15 protein-coding genes and 1 pseudogene are annotated in these 16,864 nt (G+C 55.2%); 4 read left to right on the top strand and 12 right to left on the bottom strand.

Features of this window, described 5'->3' with window-relative positions; all coding sequences use genetic code 11:
- Nucleotides 1–91: 91 nt before the first annotated feature.
- A complete protein-coding gene (locus H8K11_06945; protein ID MCS6263481.1) occupies nt 92–595 on the top strand; it encodes a hypothetical protein in 504 nt (167 codons plus the stop codon).
- 75 nt (nt 596–670) lie between these two features.
- Here the strand turns inward: H8K11_06945 and H8K11_06940 are convergent, their stop codons facing one another.
- Nucleotides 671–1,183 carry a hypothetical protein gene (locus tag H8K11_06940; GenBank protein ID MCS6263480.1) on the bottom strand — a complete coding sequence of 171 codons (513 nt, stop codon included), beginning with the start codon at nt 1,181–1,183 and terminating at the stop codon, nt 671–673.
- Between the two features lie 238 nt (nt 1,184–1,421).
- Here H8K11_06940 and H8K11_06935 point away from each other — a divergent pair, with 238 nt between their 5' ends.
- Nucleotides 1,422–1,544, top strand: a complete 123-nt coding sequence (locus H8K11_06935) for a DUF421 domain-containing protein (GenBank protein ID MCS6263479.1) — start codon at nt 1,422–1,424, stop codon at nt 1,542–1,544.
- Between the two features lie 58 nt (nt 1,545–1,602).
- On the opposite strand, the gene H8K11_06930 is transcribed toward H8K11_06935, so the two are convergent.
- From H8K11_06930 to H8K11_06900, 7 genes are all read right to left on the bottom strand, one after another.
- Nucleotides 1,603–2,580, bottom strand: coding sequence for a hypothetical protein (locus tag H8K11_06930; GenBank protein ID MCS6263478.1), 978 nt, complete (start codon nt 2,578–2,580; stop codon nt 1,603–1,605).
- A gap of 12 nt (nt 2,581–2,592) precedes the next feature.
- Nucleotides 2,593–3,342, bottom strand: a complete 750-nt coding sequence (locus tag H8K11_06925) for a hypothetical protein (protein MCS6263477.1) — start codon at nt 3,340–3,342, stop codon at nt 2,593–2,595.
- Between the two features lie 459 nt (nt 3,343–3,801).
- The gene (locus H8K11_06920) at nt 3,802–4,365 is read right to left on the bottom strand and encodes a DUF1353 domain-containing protein (protein ID MCS6263476.1); all 564 of its coding nucleotides are present in this window, start codon (nt 4,363–4,365) and stop codon (nt 3,802–3,804) included.
- Nucleotides 4,366–5,038: 673 nt separating this feature from the next.
- Complete coding sequence (locus tag H8K11_06915; GenBank protein MCS6263475.1) at nt 5,039–7,237, bottom strand: patatin-like phospholipase family protein; 2,199 nt, start codon at nt 7,235–7,237, stop codon at nt 5,039–5,041.
- 185 nt (nt 7,238–7,422) lie between these two features.
- A complete protein-coding gene (locus H8K11_06910; GenBank protein ID MCS6263474.1) occupies nt 7,423–8,610 on the bottom strand; it encodes a hypothetical protein in 1,188 nt (395 codons plus the stop codon).
- Nucleotides 8,611–8,642: 32 nt separating this feature from the next.
- Nucleotides 8,643–10,268: a hypothetical protein gene (locus H8K11_06905; GenBank protein ID MCS6263473.1), complete on the bottom strand. Its 1,626-nt coding sequence runs from the start codon at nt 10,266–10,268 to the stop codon at nt 8,643–8,645.
- 15 nt (nt 10,269–10,283) lie between these two features.
- The gene (locus H8K11_06900) at nt 10,284–11,489 is read right to left on the bottom strand and encodes a hypothetical protein (protein MCS6263472.1); all 1,206 of its coding nucleotides are present in this window, start codon (nt 11,487–11,489) and stop codon (nt 10,284–10,286) included.
- A gap of 729 nt (nt 11,490–12,218) precedes the next feature.
- On the opposite strand from H8K11_06900, the gene H8K11_06895 reads away from it, so the two are divergent.
- Nucleotides 12,219–12,410 (top strand): hypothetical protein, encoded by a 192-nt coding sequence (locus H8K11_06895; GenBank protein ID MCS6263471.1) that lies wholly within the window; start codon nt 12,219–12,221, stop codon nt 12,408–12,410.
- Nucleotides 12,411–12,588: 178 nt separating this feature from the next.
- Here H8K11_06895 and H8K11_06890 read toward each other — a convergent pair whose 3' ends face one another.
- From H8K11_06890 to H8K11_06875, 4 genes and pseudogenes are all read right to left on the bottom strand, one after another.
- The gene (locus tag H8K11_06890; GenBank protein MCS6263470.1) at nt 12,589–12,747 is read right to left on the bottom strand and encodes a hypothetical protein; all 159 of its coding nucleotides are present in this window, start codon (nt 12,745–12,747) and stop codon (nt 12,589–12,591) included.
- A complete protein-coding gene (locus tag H8K11_06885; protein MCS6263469.1) occupies nt 12,744–13,283 on the bottom strand; it encodes a zeta toxin family protein in 540 nt (179 codons plus the stop codon). Before H8K11_06885 ends, H8K11_06890 begins: the two co-directional genes overlap by 4 nt.
- 50 nt (nt 13,284–13,333) lie before the next feature.
- Nucleotides 13,334–14,581, bottom strand: a complete 1,248-nt coding sequence (locus H8K11_06880; GenBank protein MCS6263468.1) for an MFS transporter — start codon at nt 14,579–14,581, stop codon at nt 13,334–13,336.
- A 161-nt stretch (nt 14,582–14,742) separates the two neighbouring features.
- A pseudogene (locus H8K11_06875) lies at nt 14,743–16,004 on the bottom strand (MFS transporter).
- Nucleotides 16,005–16,354: 350 nt separating this feature from the next.
- Here H8K11_06875 and H8K11_06870 point away from each other — a divergent pair.
- The gene (locus tag H8K11_06870; protein MCS6263467.1) at nt 16,355–16,729 is read left to right on the top strand and encodes a CZB domain-containing protein; all 375 of its coding nucleotides are present in this window, start codon (nt 16,355–16,357) and stop codon (nt 16,727–16,729) included.
- Nucleotides 16,730–16,864: the final 135 nt, after the last annotated feature.

The following is a 16,864-nucleotide window of genomic DNA, read 5'->3' as shown; positions in this document are numbered from 1 at the left end:
AGTCTCCTTGTTTTGCCGGCGAGATCTGAGTAGGCTGCGGCGGAACATGAAACTGCGACCCCCGAGGTTCTATCGAGAAAGAAAGGGCTGCATGCGGAGGTATCGACAGGTTGTGATGTGGATGGCCGGGGCTTTGCTGCTGCAAGGGTGCGTCGGTGTCGGGGCCTGGACGCTGGGTAGTCGCACAGAATCCAGCGACCACCCTAAAATTGATGGAACGAGAGGTGTGCTCGACATGCGGAACGGCGAACCCGAAGGGACACAGAAGAGCGTAGCCGAGCTCCGCGCACACTGGGGCGAACCCGATCGGGTGGAGTCGCTTGAAGGCGGCAAGGAAGAATGGATCTATAAGACCGATGGCTTGCGATGGTCCGGACTCGTTCTCTATGTCGTCATTGTTCCCCTCCCCGCCATGCTTCCGGTCGGTTCACAATACGTATCGTTCCTCATCCATGACGGCCGGATCGAGAACGTTACACGCGCCGATTGGGCGTTCAAAGCCGGTGCCTACTGCGGCTTCTTCGGGATGATGTACGGAGGATTGGGCTGCGGGACGGGCACATTTGAAGAGCGGCAGAGTGTCGCCACCCATTGAGCAGTTTCCACAGAAAATCCGGGCTACGGCCGTCCGCAGCCCGGTTTCCACTTCACGAATTCTGTCACTCCTGCATCAATGAGCGCCGGATTTTTCCGGATGCACATCGATGATGTGGCCGGCTTCGTTCAACTCCGCCCGTACCCGCGCGCCATCCTTGATGGAGGCTGAGAGCACTTGTTTCTCCAGCGGAAACTTCTGCTCGCCCTTTGCAGTCTTTAATGTGATCTCATTTTGCATCGTGCCGATTGACACGACTTCACCCGTGACAAACCGATGTTTGCCTTCCGTGCCCTTGGGATGCACTTCCAGCACCATGTTGTTCTCGTCGATCACCAGAGTGACTTCGTCGCCGGCTTTCGGCAATGCATGACCATGACGCTCGGCGCGGTTCTCATTGAGCTGATACGTTGCGCCGTTGGGAACCTTCACCGCAAGCGCGCCGCCCTTCTCCACCACCACCCCTTGCAGCTCCTGGTGGTGACTATTGGGGGAGCCTGTGTGGGAGCCGTCGTCGGCCCTCACCGCCAGACTCATCATTCCGACCACAGCCACTACCATGCCTATATAGGTGAACAATTTCGACATATCCTACCCTCCCGTTAGCGAGTCGTCTGTAAGATCTCCCTACGACATACTCAGTAGAGTAGAGAATAGCCGTTTTCTGCATATTGAAGGACTAGGAGGAGCCCTGGCGGAAGTTCAGAGAAAAGAAGAGCCGGATGCGTGATGAGTGCGGTCTTCTGCTATGGAGCGATGCCTGGATGGGCTGCCGTCGATCCTGGTCGATCAAGCCGGCCTTTGAAGGAACTCATGCACCGGGCGCGTGGATAAACAGAATATCCTCGCGGCCGCGCGGAAAAAGCATGGTTTGGAACGGATGGCTGAAATCAAGTATGCCATCCTTGAACCGAACGGCATGATTTCCATCGTACCGAAGACGGGATAGCCAGGGTGAACCCTCCGTTCAGGCGACAATGAACGGCGAGGAAAGCCCGGGTCCATGGCTAGAATCCGAGTTCTTTTTCGAGATCCGCTTTCTTTTTGTCGAACTTCTTCTGCTCCGCCTGACTCTGCTCCGCGAAGGCTCCCTTCACTTTCTCACCGGACTTCTCCAACGCACGATTGGACTCTTCCATCTTCTTCTTCACTTGCGTCAGTTTGTCTTTCGCCTTCGGCGAGCCGGCAAATTCGTAATACATCACGGCATTCGCCTGGGTGAACGTCGAATCCGAACGCGCCGTGATCGTATCGCCTCGCTGCTCGGCCCGCTCCCGCGCCGCCTTGTCGCCGGCCGACAGGAACTTCATCCACCCGGCTGCGGTTCTGAGCTTCTCAAGAGACATGGTGGTGGCCGCAGCCACTTGGATCGCACTGCCGGAAAGCCCCTTCGCAGCCTGCTCTTCCGCTTTCATCAGGCGATCGGCCGTGGAGGAGGCTATCTTCTGCAACTCCTGACGATAGGCCTGCGGCGAGACATAGGGCTGACGCTCTCCCGTTTTCGGATCCGGCACCACCCAACGACCTTCATCCACACCCCAGGCCGTCGTGAAGAGCGCCAGATCCTCCGGTTTCGCCTGCAGCGCTTTCATCATCACACGATTCGCATCGGCATAGTCTCCGATGGCTTCGAAATAGCGAAACGCCGAGGTCTGCCCGTCGGCCCGCACCGGATCGGCAGAATACAACAGGCCCTTCGCCTCAGCCGCCTTGGCCAAATCCCGGCCCAGTTTCGGCACACCGGTTTTGGCGCGGGACAAGGCGGTCTTGTCGTAACGATCGAGACACTCGTTGCCGAGGATGGATCGATAGGCCATGAACAACTCAGCCTGCCGACCGGCCTGTTCGGCCTTCGTCAGAGCAGCGACCGCCGCCTTGGCGCTCTTCTCTTCCTCATCTCCTAAACAGGGATCGTCGGCGCGAACCGGGGACACCGTCACGGCAAGCAAGAGCAGGGCACAACTCAGGATTCTGACCGTACGCATCGCGCACCTCCCCTATCGACCGAAGAGGCCTTTGAGCATTTTGTTCACTTCGGCAGCAGGCGTCTCGCTCTCCTGGCTCTTGCTCCCGCTGTTGCTCCTGGACGAGCGTTTCTCCTTCGCCCGCTCCTGCCCGGCGTTCTTCATCATCTCTTCCATGTTCGGCATGCCGCCCTGCCCCATCATGGCGCCCATATCGTTCTTCGTCGCGCCTGCGGGGACTTCAAACAGCGCAGGGTTCTGCTTCTCGATCTTCACATTCGTCAACTCGCTGGCCATACGCATCTTCTTATCGCCGTCCTTCGACAGCAAATCCATTTTCACCGTGACACCCTCTTTGGTGGTCCAAAAGAAACCGCCGAACTTCGACCCGTCCGGCTTGGTCGCGATGATCTTCGTTTTCGTGGTCTTCAAGCCGTTGACCGTCTCTTCACCGACCTCGGTCTGTTCCTGAATGTCGAAGCCACCCATGTCGGGCGCGTTCGATTGATCCAGCGGCATCTCCATATACATATCGCCCATCACCTGCCAAACGACCTTCTTGTCCTTGCGGATAATAGTGACGCTACCGTCCGCCCCGCCCATTTCCATCCGCTGCTTCGTGGGCGTGTGATAGACGCGGGACTTCATCGTCATCCCACCCTCGGTTTCCATCGTGCTGTCCGCCGAATACTCCACCGTCGGCTCCGGCGGCGGCGCAGCCGCGACCGTCAGAGGCACAAGGACCAACGAGACCAACATTGCGACAGATCGACACAGCGTCATGGCCTAACCTCCTGGTAACCGGGTGATTGTCTGAGGGCGCTAGAGGCTAGCGGGGTTTCATAGGCGAGTCAATATGGGGAGAGGGGCAGGCGGTGGAAGCTGGGCAGTCGGAACTTAGGCGCGGTCGTGCAAGAAGAAGACACTTTAGGCGACGAGCTTGGAGACGAAGCGAGTCTGCGCCATCGGCTGATGGTAATCACCGTACGTAGCGATAAGACAGAGTCTCATGGCCAAAGAGCGGACATACGTGTGGCTCCGCAAGCGTGCTGTAGAAAGCCGTTGGCCAGATGAATCGTACACCGCCACGCACCGAAACATACTCAATGCAACACCTGCCCAGAGTTAGGTTGCCACATTGTCCCCCGCTTATGGCCAATGAGAGTCAGAGTAGAATTCAGAAGTGAAGGGAGCAAGTGGACATACAGATCATGTTCGATTTTCTCACATATCAGAAAAACATTACCCTGATTTCGGCATCCGTTTGTAGCTGATCCATCCCCCGCTGCGAACACCTAGATACATAAATCCGGCCGTCAATCGCCACACGCCACGAGCACGCATGCCCCAGTAAAAAACTCGATCCACAGTTTCGCGTGGTAGGCTCCGTGCGAATTCATCTATAGGATTCCTGTAAAGGCAATCATGCAAAATCGCAGCATAAATCGTGTTGTTCAGGGGAGAAATGAGTGAGTGCAAAATCCGTGGGATACTTGCAAAGTCCGTAGTACCTAGTTTGGGGATGATCAATTCGTGCGTCACGCCGTCAATCACGATGGGCACATTCCAATCAAACACCATCACGAAGTGACCGCGGACACAGGCAGGGATTTGGTATAGGTCTCCGGTCGGAAGACTGATCACTCGTTGCTCATCGGTGGCGCCCTTCGACGGAGCGTTGACCCGAGCGATAACCGGTGGCGTCCGCGAAAATCGAATTCCTACGTGCCTTGGCTTGATCAAATATGCGATTGCGCTTAAGAAAAGAATAGTAAACACTCCCCAGAATTCAATGTTTGTGCCCATTTATTGGCATCTCCCGCAACTGCATGATAGTACCAATAGGCGGCTCCAGGGCGACGCGGTCAGCTGATACAAAATGGCAAAAGTTTGCCACGACCTCATCCCTACCAAGCACAAGTTGCCACATTGACGTTGAAAATAAGCAGCCCCTCCTTGCCATAGAAGGCGCTGGTGGATAATGGTCGTGCTGTTATCTCCATGCGTGCGTATGGTCAGGAACGAACGTCACTCCACATGCCGCACTGGCTTCAATATCCGGTGCTCCGCCAGGAGGCGTCGTTTGTTCTCGATGCAGAACCAGAGTCCTGACCAGCCACCCACCGGGAATTTCTGCACGATCCGTACGTAGCATCGAAATGAGGCCCGGAGCCGGCCCTGTCGTTTGCTGTTGCTGATCGATTGTCTGCCATAGTATGGGCTTCATTTGCGCTTCCTCCCTTACCAATCGGGCATTCTCCTACCACTACCCATGCTGATACACAGAACACATATGCATCTATCCAGGCGGAACCACCCTTAATTGTTTCGCGCCCTCACTAACCCGGCCGCGCATAGCGGTAGGAGCAAAACTGTTCAAGCTGGCTCGGAATGGCTGACTATTTCGACCCATCACCCGTTGACCGAGGTACATACGGAAGCATGGTCAAACCTGTGCTCCTCAGTCCTAACGATCGGGTCACCTGAGGCAGACCGCTATCGGTCCTGCCTTGCCATCAACAAACCGCGTCACAGGAATGAGGGAATGTTGCATCTGGTCTTCGATAACTGCACGATATCGAGCTTGTCTAGTCACGGCATCGACCCTAGGCCGATCGATATCCTGACCGAAGAACCAACCGAGTCGTTTTGCGTAGTAGTACCCTAGTTCTCGATAGGCGCCAAACAGAAACGGTGATGAATCTGCTGTGACCGCGGCAGTACCGTTCTGAGGAACATACGGGCAGAGATCGTCGTCGTTGAATCCACCCTTATTGAACGCATTGATCATCATAAAACCGATCAACTCACAACTCGCATCGTTCTTAAAAGACCAGGGCTGAGACCGGCGCGCCCCTCCAGCAGTGGGCCGTAAATGACCACTTCTTGGCTGAAAGCTATCACAATGTCCTGCAACTGCAGCTTTGCAAGACGCTGTGTTCGTGCCGCTTCGGCATTCTCGTCCGACGGCAGCCAACACACTCCCAAGCGCATCGTGACTTTGTGAGCTGGGCAGCGCAGGCTTGATGAGATACAGTCGTTGAAAGTGACGCTCCGATTTCGCTTCACCAGAGCAGGTAACATCTCGTGGGTTGGATGTAATACAACCCAGCACAATTGGATGCTCCCACCTGAAAATATCGTACCCTAACTCCAAGTCCTGGTTACAAACCTGGTCAAGGTTCGCTAGGCCAGGAAGATAGAGATACAAGGGGTCCTGCGCCTGGTCTCTCAATAGACCGTACTTCAATCGGCAGATATCAGCCATTGATCCACTTCTATCTGCAGAGTGATCTGAGACGATAATGTCTTCCAACTTTCGCTGGATGAGCGCGTATGCACCCAGATTCTCCGACTGGCCACCATCGGAAAGGCGGATATTCACAAAATCGCCTGCAGAATCTCCAGCTCGACCATGGAGGAGATACAGGGGAAACGGGAGTAGCTTGTGCAAGATGTTTTCAGCCAGAGAAACGTGCGGATTTGGAACACTTCTCCCCCAATCAAGCGTAGTCAGCTTCAAAGCAGGGTTAGCTAGCGCGAGCCACTTTCGCAGAACCTTTTGCTGGGAGTCGAGAAATGCTGCGGACGAGATTGCAGCCTCCCAGGGGCGCAAATTGCTCAATTGTTTTGTCGAGTAATCGAACAGACCGGAACCTGATCCGTAGGGAGAAAACTCAAACGCTGTAAGTTGGAAGCGCTTTTGTTCTGGAGTGCCATCTAAGTAGAGCCAGCTTCGATTTTCTCCTGCTGTGGCATTGATGATCCACAGGGGCACGGTACCCTTTTCATACTCTTGTCGCAACAGACCAAACGTGAGATCATTTCTCACCCACTCTTCCTCACCAAGCGGTCGAGTATCTTTGTCGCAGGCAACAGAAGGCTTCTTGCAATTGTGTGGTGTGGCTCCAAATGTTCGGACTATTCCTACCTCGTATCGCCATCGAGAGGGGGAAAGTTTAATTTCCCAGTCGAAAACAAGATTCGGCACCACATTGAACGCCGTCGCTCCTAACGTCAACAGACTCAGTCCTACATACTCCAAATTGACTTGTAACTTGTGCTTAGTCGTCTCGTTATACCGGAATGGCGCGTTCCACCCGAAAAGATCCTGGTATCCACGAAGGTGATTCTGATAGCGAACCGGATCATCGTGAAAGAAGGAGGTGGAATTCGCATCATAGTTCGTAATGGACTGAGGGCACCTCTCTAAAGTAGCATCTCTAGATAAGTGAGCGTCCCTGCTTGTTACTGAGCCATCACTAGAAGAGTCACCAAAATAATCGACGTACTTGATAGGAAGACAATCTCGGAAGAATTTACCGGCCACAGCCCTTGAAGTACGCGGCGCACCTGCATCCTGCAGGTTACCTTCCGGATTCAACAACCGTGAAAAATACCAGAGGGCAGCGTACCCGCCTCCGGACACGGTTGAGACTGCATCGACACGCTCCATCACTCCTGCTTCCGTCAATCCCTGAAGCACTCCGACCGAAAAGTTCGCAGCTTTGATGCCTCCGCCCGCTAACGCGAGGCCTAGCTGAGGGCCGATTCCTTTGCTGCGGGTTCGTGCTTCAACCCCCTGTTCATAATAAGATCTACTATGAATGGCACCAGGCAGTGATGTTGATGCACATCCCGCTAACAACATTGCAAGAAAGATCAGTGCAAATCTCATCCTCTGCTCCGAGTGCACGTTCTTGGCTTACCAATGGTGGCTGTAGCTCTCAAAGTCTTCCCACACTTACATAGCTATCGGTTCGGGATTGTCGAGAGTGACACGAACTTACGGCGTACCATCATCCCGACCTTTCCAAACCCTACGACACGGCAACTTGTCTTATCAGAAGATGTCGCTCACCCTCACGGCGTAGGATCAGGAAAGAACCGCTTTTTAATGATGTCGAGAATGCCGATGGTACGACGAATGGCGAAGCCAAAAATAAATGCTATCCCAATGTTCATCGTGATTGAAGATTGGCTGGGAATGAACTCCGAGATCCCGCTCAATGTGAAGAGAAAGAAAATCACTGGGACGACTACGGGAGCCATAAGTAGTTCGGCCATGAACATCGTCCCTTCCTCAGGCCGAAACACTCCCTTCCCAAGAAGACCGGCGATATAGAACAGCAGGCCGACCAGGCAACCCATGCTCGCCCACAGCGAGAGTTCAAGCCAGCGCCAGGGATGACTGGTCCAAAAATATGACGTACTCAGGCTTTCAAGGTCGGTCTGTAGATGCGTTAAGAAATTCTGATATGTGACATGAACGGTGATGTCACCGGCTTCAAGCTCTGCTGAAGCCATGCCGAGCAAGCGTATAGTTTCATAGGGAAGCGGCAATGGATACAGCACCGATTTAAGATCCTTCAAGAGACACGCAGGTTGTGGCTCGTTACAATCAGGCTTTAGCCCTGGAACTAGAAGCTGCCCTGGAGATGAGACCGCAGGCATGGGAGGAGGTTCTACAGCCTTGGGAGCCTGAGCTTGTCCGCTTAATACAGGCGGCGCAGGAGGCGTAATTTCTTTTTTCTTTTGATTCTGCGACTCTTTGAGAGAGGCGAGTCGTAGTTCAATGAGGCGGGCTTTATGCAATATCGCGAGGCTGAGGTGTGAAGTAAGTGGTGGTTGCACCCAATCCCTGACGGCTTGTCGATGCACACACAGATAGCCCGAGACGACCAGAAGGAACAGTATGGAGAACAGCGCAAAATACCGCCTTCCACTGACAAGCGAGGCGGCATTTAGGGAACGCAGTTCATCATGGATGGCAGAGACCTTCTCCCAGACCGCTCGTCGGTCGGCTTCAGGTTTCGCATCCCAACCAACGCGGTCTAGCGCACCATCCTTCATTGGAAGCTCCGCAACGGCCTGTCCAACCTTGGCACTTTTCAACTCGGTCAGAGACCGCTTGATCCGCTCCAGTCGAACAGTATGGGTGGACGTGGCGTCGAGCTGCGCGAGCATCACATCAATCTTGCCAAGGATCTGCTCCACCGCTTGGCCGTCTGGCGTATAGGGCAACGGTGTGGTGCCGCAGCTTAGAACCATTGTCAACCACCTTTCGACCGTTGTGACGCTACTCATTGCTTTGTGACCGTCGAACTGAGCAGATCGACCAACTGGCTATGGTCATCGATGAGTGCAGCCCATTTCTCGATGACAGTTTTTCGGTGAGCGGCCAGGTCCTTCTGTGCGTTCTCAAGCGCGGTCCCGGTAGTCTTTTCCTCCTCAGCCAGGATCTGCGTGCTTAACGTCGAATCTTGTTTGGCCTTTTCAAGCGAGGCTTTGACTTCATCGCTGGCTTCTTTCGCTGTTTTGACTTTATCCATTAGCTCTTTATCTTTGTTCAGGTCAGTTCGTACATGCTTGGCGTTCAGTTGTCCGTCGATACGGGCGCGGAGATGATTCAACGACAAGGCACCGCCAGACAGTGTGGCCTGCAGGGGTTTATCAGGGTCAGTTTGACGGGCAATTGCAAGGAGCTCATCCGCAGCCTTCTTGAACCCGGCATCGGCGCCGCCGCTGGCAATCTCACCGGCGATTTCGACGACACCTTCGAGAGCTGATTTTGTAACCTTGGTATAGGCATCCAGCAATTCAGTGGGGTCATTATCGAAACTCTTGAGATTCCAGTTGCCAGTTTCATCCTTGATGAATGCCATCTGAGCCTTGCCACGGCCACTGGCATAGACCGTGTTGATCTTCGACCAAAAATGGTCGGCGTAGAGTCGGTCGATGATCTTGATTTTTTCTCCAATGGGGGTCGTGGACCCAAAGAGCAAGTAATCCAAAAATTGAGGGGTGTGCGCACCAGACCATTCATATAGATGAACGAAGTCAGTAGGTTCCGCTCCCCGAAGATGGACGCTCAGCGGAAGTTCTCGTCTATCTCTCCCCTCAGGCCCAAGCTGCTTCAGTAAGGCATCGGCTCGAGCTTGAATTTGATTGCCGTATTCGGAAGCGGCAGCGATAAAATGCACCATGGCGACGCGAACTTTGAATTTTGTCGGGCGACCTGCTGTGCTGGCAGTAGCATATCGAAAGGCTGCAGCTTGCATAGCCGCAGCAGTCTCGCTCGCTGCGCGCAACGCCAAGTTATAGCGCGCAAGCGCGTCAGCGCCCGAATGCGGTGCTATCGAATCAACCTGACTTGACCACTTCTCCGAGCTAATCTGTTTCTGAAACTTCTTAACGGATATCTCTGTTGCAGCGTGAATGGATGCAGAGCAAGCACCAGTGCTATGCAGCGCACAAATAGGGAGAATCAGTTTGCGGGATAGGCTATCAGCATCATCATCCAACGATTTAAGCAAGCGGCAGTGGAAATAATCGATCCGACTAAACCATCCTGTTGGATCAATATCCTTTTGAGCCAAACCTCTTGGACCAATATTCTCACACCAGGTTTTGACAGAATTCTCATTGTTCGGGTCAGCGCCGTTATTGGGAGGAGATTCGCCCAGTTCCCCAATCTCGCCAACGGTTTCCAAAACGTCCCGCACTCTGATCAATCCATTCTGAGCCTCGATTAGATAGCCATATAGCTCTCCAAGTTGAATTTCTGGTTCGAGCGACAGCGGGCCCTTGTAGACCTCCACCTCGATACGCATAGCAGCTGAGTCGTTGAAGACATAGCAGCCAGGCAGGCAGGATACCAGCAGTACTGTGGCCAGGAGGGAGATACGAGTTGCGCTAAGCTTGGTCATGGTCGTGGGGCTCCCTTACTTGCTACCGGTGGTTGCGAACGGCATGCGAAGTGTGTCTAGCAAAGTCTCCAGCTTCGACCGATCAGTAGGCGCGACTTCACGTTGTAGATCGCCCATCGCCCTCAGCAAGGTTTTCTGTGCGTCCAAAATTCTTCCACGCTCTTCCAGTAGATGTTCCATGGTCTTCAATTCTCTGCCCGCAGTTTGGAATTTAGGTTCGGACAGCTGCTGAAGCGCACTGATCAGCGGCTTGCTGTCGATGGAAAGGGCAAGCAACAGGCGATCATTCGGGTCAAGTTCTTTCGTACCCTCTGGCCCGAGAAGATAGTATTTCGTTTCCGATGGCTTTCCCTCGCAGGAAAAACTCCTTTCAGCATCGTCCCTACTCTTGGCCCCTTCCAGCTCCTTGAGACGGCCTTCGATGGTTTTCGAGAGATCTTTCAGGCTGGCCGTTTCTTTTGTCTTCTGACTCGCCAGAGCATCGTTGGCCTCGCTCAACTTCGCCTGCAACTCTGTCGCCTGCTCACCAATCTTGGGATCTGGCTGCACAGAAGGTGTGTCGCCCACTTTTGCAGATTCTTTAGGCTCGTCTGTCGCTACTCGCAGAGGTACGCTGACTGCACGCAACTGATTCAATTGCTCTAGACGTTCCTCGATGATTAACACTACCTTCGCTAGCAGGGTTTCCTTGGTTGTCAATTCGAGGGACTTATCGTCCTTAATTTCTTGATAAAGCGCCCGCAAGTCCCGGACCTCTCCTCGTGCAATCTGACGTTTGGCGTCTGCTTGCAGATCATCGGCAGAGACAGGGATAAATGAATTGCTCTGTTCGTTGTAGCGGATCGCGCTGCCGAAGGAGTCGATCTGACTTTTCTTGAGTACGCCGGACTCGAAGTGCACCTGACTATACAAGGCCGCGGCCTGACCGGTCATACGAAAACGATAAAGGGAGTCCCTGAGTGGTTTGAACTCGCCTCGGACGCGCTTCATAAATGGCGACGAATCCGCTGAACGCTCATCCTCTGGGGTTGTGTCGATCCGGCATCCACTCAACACACGAAAGTAGTACGTGGTACGGAACCGGACTTGGTCATCGATGTGCTGCGGCTCTAGACCGGAGTCCACGCGGAGAGCCGCAGGCACATCGCCCCAACTCGCGCAGCCGGATATGGCCATAACTGCCAGGCCGATCAGTGGAATGGGGCATAGTCGGTGTTTCATTGGGTTGATCCCTCTGGAAGTATTTGTCTCAGCGTTCCGATGGGCAGCTCCGTCTAACCATTTTGGGCAAGGCATCAAAACGCATCCCCCTCATCTCAGGCGGCTGGTTGTAGACGAACTACTACGTATGCGCAATACGTGCAAATGGCCCTATCGAGAATGAAATGCAACCATTCCGACGGGAGATATTGGGAAACGAATTCGCCCTAGTATCTCTACTAGAGGCAAGAATCACTACGTACTAGGAAGGAAGAAACTGAAGCATATTGTCCAACCGTGAGGTTGCACCCCAAAGTCACACGCGATACCCCGCCAGCAACAAGGGTGACTCGACCGGAGCGAGACAATCGCATCCCGTTCACTCACTACAACCGCATCGAAAGAGATACAGCCCATCTCATTTTGCCGATGTCCAGATGTATCCGACTGTCATATCCACGCAATTTCCGTCATGCGAACCACTCAGCAGGGTCAATTCGCGCCGGCTGCCCCAGTAAATCACCAGGGTAGAAAGATGCCGTTCCTAGGGTCATGGCGAGCCACATCCCCGCGCTAACTGTATGAAAATATGTTCATGGTAGGATGAATCATGAGCCCTGAATTCTCAGTTGAGCATTCCGCCGCAGAAACCTTCGTGACACAGAGGGCAGAAGACCTGACCTGGCACTAAGTTTGCTCACTTATTCGAGTAGCGAGTATCAAAAGGTCGAATCACCCAAGGAGGACACCATGCGAGAACGCACCCTCACCTATGACGAAACGAAGGCGGCCGAAGCGGCGTTCAAGGGCGAGCCCTTCAACCCGGCTTGGTCTGCCGCTGCTGCTACCGTGTATGCAGGAATCACGGAAGCCATGGAAAAGCGACTGATGGCTATGGCTGTTGAGTCCGAGGTAGCTGAGGAATGCCTTGCCGGACAATAAGCACGACAATCGTTGAGGATCAATATGCAGTGGCTAATGCGATCAACGTTTGGACAAGCTGATGAGGCAATACGAGGCCCCTGCCGGCTGTCCGACGGCCTCCAAGAGGAAGTGCAATGTTAGGTGAGCGTGGAAATCGGTTAGCGGGTTGGTCTTCGCATCTCGCTCGGAACAGGCGTCACGGTTTCTTCGCCACCACCTTGCCGTTCTCCCACACATAGATGGGTGTGCCGTACATGCGTGCGGTCTTCCGCGCAACCTTCGCCGCTCGGCGCAGCGCGGCGCCGACCTGCTTAGAAAATTCGCTAGCCTTGGCTTTTCCGCCTGGCGGTTTCATGACTTCCCCTCCACCAGTCTCGGCACCGCCCCTGAATTATCATAGATGGACCACTTGTCTGCCAGATCCCGGCATAGCATATGAAAATTCTTCAGGCTCCGACGAAATCGACGCACGACATCGGCCCGTGGTACATCATGCCCTCCCTGACGCACCCGCACGGCAATCCGCTGGAGGGCCAGGGCAACGGAAGGCAAGGAGAGGAATACGATTTCAATTCGATATCCATCCGCCTTCCACTGTGCTAACAGCTTGAGATAGGTCCGCCCGCTCAAAGTCGTCTCAAAAGCAAAGTTTGCCCGAGCACCAGCCAATCGATTCAACTCCATCAGCAACAGGCGCCCTCCCTGCCTGGCTGCCAATTCCGGCTTGAGTGGCGACAGCCCGCTCGCAATGAGATCGGCATTCACGAAATGGATGACTCCGCCCTCACGTGGAAGAAACTCTCGAGCGAATGTGGTTTTCCCCGCGCCGTTCGGCCCGGCAATCACAATACATCGAGGAGTACGGCTCGATCGACCTCGTAGGCGTTGCATCGACGCATTGTCGCTTTTTTTCGCGCATGAGACAAGCCGGCAACTGCACGTCACACATCTGCTTTCTCGATTTTGGCCACACCAATCTTCTTCCCAAACCAGGCACTCCCCCCTGCCAAGACACACATCACTCCGCCGATCCCAATGAGGCTGGCGACAGAGCCGAACGACTCCGCCACCCAGCCGAATGCACTCATGCCGAGCATGGATGTCGCGGTGGCACTCGCCGTATAGACCGCCATCACGCGGCCGACCATTCCCGCCGGAGCCACTTCCTGAATAATGCCCCAGGCGATGGGGGTCCACGCGCCGAAGCCGATGCCGATGCAGCCCACGAGTACGGCCGCCAGGCGCAAATCATCCGTCCACGTCAGGCCCAACAAGGCCAACCCCGCGAGGGCGCAGGAGAGCGTGATCACTGCGAGGCGCTGCGAAAGGTCCCACCCGCTCATCCGGATCAGCCCGATTGAAGAGAGCAGCAACCCCACTCCAAGCCAGGACCAGAGATACCCGACCTCGACCGGCCCGAGCCCGAGCAGATGGCGACCAAAGACAGGGAACAGTGTCGTGAACGCGCCGCTGCCGAACGTATAGACCGACGCGAGGACAATCAGGATCAGCAACGTGCGGTGGGTGACAAAGGCATATCGTATCCCTTCGAACAGATGCCGGATGAATGGTCTCCATCCCCCGCCGTTAATCTGCACGGTCTCTGTCACTCGCAGCCGGATCGGCAGCAGACAAGCCGCTGATGCAAAATAGGTCATAGCGTTCAGGCAGAGCACGTCTTGTGAACCGACAAACGCAATACCGAGTCCGCTGACCGCCGGCCCGATGATGATACCCAGACTGGTCGTGCTCTGGAGGAGCGCATTCGCCGCCGTGAATTGAGGGCGAGTGACCATGAAGGGAACGGCGGATGAGAGCGTGGGCACAAATACAGCCGTGGCGACACCGTAGAGAAAGGTAAGAAGGTAGAGCGACCCGACGGTAAAGTTTTCCACCGAGACCAGGCAGGGGATGAGTCCGATGAGTACTCCTCTGGCGACATCGCTCCCGATGAGGATGGTTTTCTTGGGGAAGCGATCGACGATCACACCGATGAACGGCCCGAAGAGAATCGGCGGGAGCGTCTGTAGAAGCCCGATGACGGTCGTCTTGAGCGGCGAGCCGGTCACCGCATAGACGAACCAGAGCAAGGCCAGCTTGCTGATGCCTTCAGCAACCTGGGACAGTACCTGGCTCCACCACATGAGACTGAAATCGCGTGTGAGCAGCCACCGATGGGCTTGGGCCATACCGCCAGTATAAACGTTTACCGCAGGAGTGGAATCAGTAGGAATGGGTGGCGCTGAGAAATGTCTCACGCATGGTCCTTCCGCTCACGAGGGCTCGCTTGCCACATATCATCGCGTTCGTTCCATGCAGACAGTCAGGTGTTCGCCACCTGTGAGGATCATCATGCCTGCGCGACAAGAACGGGACGGGCTCTGCGAACACATGACACCGCCACGGCTGCGGTGAGCAGGAGCACAAGCCCCAGCCCCATCAGGCTCGTAGCGGGACCGAGCGCGTCGGCCACCCACCCGAATCCCGTCATCCCCGCCATGGCGGAGGCCATGGAGCCAACACTAAACGTCGTGAGCACGCGGCCGATCAAATGTTCCGGTGTCACTTCCTGAAGCACCGCCCACACGATGGGATTGAGCACCGCCGTACTGCCGCCCACGATGATGACGATCGCCGCCGCGACCAGAGGCGTCTCCAGCAGGCTCACCCTACAGACCGCAAGGCCGCCGATGGTCATGCCGCTGACGACGATACGTAAGCGCCCCTGCATGTCACTCTGTTTTTTCCACGCCAGCCAGGTCGAGGCCGCCAACATCCCCACACCCAGCGCGGACCACAACCAACCCAGTTGCACGGGCCCGACTTGGAGAAACTCCTTGGCATAGACCGGCAAGATGAAGACGAAGGCGCTCACACCCAGATTGTAGAGCGATGAAATGATCACCAGGGTCAATACCATGGGTGCTGCCCGAACACGAAACGAAATCCGACCTTGAGCTCGTCCCACACGGAGGAGGAAGCATTCCTCGCTGCAACATGAGGGATGCTGAAGCGAATCGGCATCAGGCACAGGGCCGAAAGAAGGAAGGTGGCGGAGTTGACGAACAACACATTCTCCGCGTTGATGAGTGCAATCATCACGCCGCTGATCGCCGGCCCGAGCAACATGCCGATATTGTTCGTGCCTTGAATGAGCGCATTCGCCGACATCAGCTCCGAAGGTCGAACCAATAACGGCACGGCCGACACCAGCGCGGGACCGAATACGGTGGAGACCACCGATGTCAGAAAAATCAGTCCATAGAGTCCCTCGATCGACAGCATGTCCATGGCATATAGCGCCGGGATGAGAACGGTGAGCAGTGCGCGAAGCAGATCGACCCAGATCATGACGGCTTTTTTCGGCAGCCGGTCCAGGTATACGCCGATCAGCGGACCGAACAAAAGCGGGGGAATGGTCTGGAGAAGTCCGACCATGGTCATCTTCATGACCGAGCCGGTCAGTTCATAGACGAACCAGAGAAGCGCAACCTTGTTTAAGCCCTCTCCGATCTGAGAGGTGGTCTGCCCCCACCACAGCAGCCCGAAATCTCTGGTTTGAATGAGACGCCACCCGCGGCTTGGAATCGAGACTGAACCATCCTCTGACATGATCGCGTTCCTCCTGGACTGACCGAAGCACTGTGGTCGCAGCCACACCTCTGCTATCTCTCGTACCTACGGCCAAGTCGTCCTGAACCATGCTACTCATTTCTGCCAGCCGGGGAGGCTAGGAAAAGCCCTGGAGGCAGATCGACAAATGCCTGGCAGGCATCACGATTTTGTCCAGTGAGCTGGCCTCGGGGCATCGTGCAACTGTGCGTATCCAACGAGGGCCTTCATAGACCGCACGTTCCGCAAGCAAGAGGACGACCAGGCCACGCTCCTCCCCCCTCAAGCCTTCCCCCCCTCCCTCCGATACAGGAACAGGAAACCCTTTTCTTTATTTCCCGGGAGGTCGCATGTCCAACATCATCGAACAAATCGACAAGGCAATCGGTGCGCATGGCGCGTGGAAGGTGAAACTGCGGCAGAACATCGACGGCACGCTGGCACTGGTCCCGGCAGAAGTCGGTGTGGACAACCGCTGCGAATTCGGCAAGTGGCTGTATAGTCTGGCCGGTACCCCCGCCGCCACAGACCCCTATTACAAAGAGATCCTCGAACTGCACAAGGCCTTCCACAAGGTCGCGGCGACGGTCGTCACCAAGGTGCAATCGGGAGATAAACCCGGCGCGGAAGCGTCGATCGGCTTTAAGGGTGAGTACACGGCGGCCTCGTCCAAGTTGACGGCCAAGATGATGGAGTGGAAGAAGACAGCCACGAAGGCAGCCTAATCGAGCGCGGCCATGCTCTGGAGAAACTCCCTAGACTCTATGGAGTTTCTCCAGCCTCCGCGCCGGCCGACAAGGCCCCCTCCTCCCCTTCAGACCCGGACGCGCAGGACTAAGCCGTCGTTTTCTCACACACTT

The organism is Nitrospira sp., from assembly GCA_024998565.1.
Taxonomy (GTDB): Bacteria; Nitrospirota; Nitrospiria; order Nitrospirales; family Nitrospiraceae; genus Nitrospira_A.
This window is presented reverse-complemented; position numbering and strand designations above follow the sequence as displayed.